The organism is Algoriphagus persicinus, from assembly GCF_035156415.1.
In the GTDB taxonomy this organism is placed as follows: domain Bacteria; phylum Bacteroidota; class Bacteroidia; order Cytophagales; family Cyclobacteriaceae; genus Algoriphagus; species Algoriphagus persicinus.
The window spans coordinates 1-2,008 of record NZ_JAYEEY010000067.1 but is presented as its reverse complement, the minus strand read 5'-3'; the positions used below and the strand labels follow the sequence as shown (position 1 = coordinate 2,008).

5 protein-coding genes are annotated in these 2,008 nt (G+C 33.1%); 4 read left to right on the top strand and 1 reads right to left on the bottom strand.

Annotated features, from left to right (window positions below; genetic code table 11):
- The 4 genes from U3A58_RS21640 to U3A58_RS21625 all read left to right on the top strand — a co-directional run.
- Positions 1-215 (top strand): hypothetical protein (locus U3A58_RS21640; protein ID WP_323826477.1); only part of this gene is annotated, 215 nt, incomplete at its 5' end.
- A gap of 45 nt (positions 216-260) precedes the next feature.
- Entirely contained in the window at positions 261-683 is a 423-nt protein-coding gene (locus tag U3A58_RS21635) for an RrF2 family transcriptional regulator (RefSeq protein WP_323826476.1), read from the top strand.
- Between the two features lie 31 nt (positions 684-714).
- The gene (locus U3A58_RS21630; RefSeq protein ID WP_323826475.1) at positions 715-1,419 is read left to right on the top strand and encodes a class I SAM-dependent methyltransferase; all 705 of its coding nucleotides are present in this window, start codon (positions 715-717) and stop codon (positions 1,417-1,419) included.
- A 10-nt stretch (positions 1,420-1,429) separates the two neighbouring features.
- Positions 1,430-1,786 carry a DoxX family protein gene (locus tag U3A58_RS21625; protein ID WP_323826474.1) on the top strand — a complete coding sequence of 119 codons (357 nt, stop codon included), beginning with the start codon at positions 1,430-1,432 and terminating at the stop codon, positions 1,784-1,786.
- 39 nt (positions 1,787-1,825) lie between these two features.
- Here U3A58_RS21625 and U3A58_RS21620 read toward each other — a convergent pair.
- A partial coding sequence (locus U3A58_RS21620; RefSeq protein WP_323826473.1) for a hypothetical protein occupies positions 1,826-2,008 on the bottom strand: 183 nt, incomplete at its 5' end.

Here is a 2,008-nt window from a genome sequence, read left to right as displayed (position 1 = left end):
GTGCGGTCAGTTCCTTGGATAAATTTCATATAAAAAGATACAAAAATCACCCCATAAGTCCCATCGGGATAGTGGGTATTTTTAGTGAAATTTTGAATGAGTTTTTAGACAGTCTGACGTTAGCTGCAACCCTAGCTGACACCCTGCAAACATTCAGCATTCCGACAACAAAGAGGACAAATAATTATTTTTTTCAAAAAAAGTTGTGTGTTTGAAAATTTCGCCTATCTTTGTAATCTAAATATATTGTATATGTAGTTATGGCTTATTCACTTTCCTTTTCAAAATCAATTTTGGTATTGGCATTTATTTCCGATAAAATCAGAAGAGGTGAAACCGAATACATCTCTACGAAAGTGATGTCAGAATTATTGAACATTCCCAAACCAACTTTATCCATCATATTCAATAATTTAATACGAGCAGGCATTTTGGAATCAAAAGAAGGAATAAATGGTGGGGTGAGATTTGCAAAGAATGCAGAGCAAATTACGCTGCTTGATATTTTACTCGCAATTGAAAATAAAAAAACACTTTTTCAAACAAGTTTTGAATTAAAAGCGAAAAGTAAAAGACCTGAGAGTATAAAAAAGGCTGTGATTGAAGCACTAAATAGCGTTGAAGATACTATGAAAACTGCTTTGACTAAAACAACTTTAAAAGACATTCTGAATGCAGAGTAATTTTTTTTGTACTTAACTAAATATACGTCATATGAAGTATATATACACTACAGCAACGACACTTACTATGACAATAATCACAGTAACGGCACAAAACATGTCCATTTTTTCAAAAGCGACCCAAAGCGGTTGGTATCCGGAATTTCTAAATCCGGTTATTGATATAATAACAAGCAACGCTGAACAGACCGAAATTTTAGACATTGGTACTGGCCCAGGAACGCTTCCACAAATGTTGATTAAGAAAGATTCAAGCTTACAAATAGTAGGTATAGACATTGATTCAGTTATGATTGATGAAGCAAGAAGAAGGTTTACACACAAAAATGTAACGTATCAAAATCAAAAGATAAATGCTGCATTAGATTTTCCAGACAATCAATTTGATATGGTTACTTTTTGTTCGGTTCTGTTTTTGGTTGATGACAACATCAAAACGAATTTAATGAATGAAGCAATGAGAGTTTTGAAACCCAATGGTAAAATAATCATCCTCACGCCATCAGGCAGGAAATCAATCTTATCATCTTTTTTAGAAGTATGGAGGTATCCCTTTTCGTTTAACAATTTCACCTTCCCTATTTGGAAAATAGCTACAACAAGAGGCAGTAGAAAATGGCAACGGCAAAAATGGTTAGAAAGTTATGCAAGAGATAATCAGTTGAATTACACAAGCACTTTGACATTCAATAACAATGCAACATTAGAAACAATTTCAAAACATATTAACAATTAAATACAAAAAAATGAATACAACAATTTGGATTATTCAAGGCATTGTTGCCACTGCTTTAACTGTATCAGGTTTAATAATTATGCTGATACCGAAAGAAAAACTGATACCTAAGTTATCTTGGGTAAAGGAATATTCAGACAGTATGAGGTATTTTATTTGCACCTCAAAAATTTTAGGAGCAATTGGTTTGATACTGCCAATGTATTTAAACATACTGCCAATGCTCACTCCTATTGCAGCTTGCTTTATTGCAATATTTATGCTTTTAGCAATGCGTTATCATTTAGCCAAAAAGGAATATAAAGATTTGCCAGCTACAATTATCTTTTTTGTATTGGCAATTTTCATCGCTTACCATAGATTCTAATTTCAAAATCAATTCTCACAAATTAATCAATTCTTAAATTCAAATAAAAATGACAACATCAATCAAAATGATTTCGTTGGCAATGCTAACGGTAATTGGTCTGTATCCCTCCGAGCATCCCATATAGTTTGGGCTAGGAATTGTAAGGAATTCAGTTAATCCTGTGCTGCTGCCAGTTTGAGGGCAGAAGTTGGTATAGGTCTTTTTGCTTATGGCTCTGGA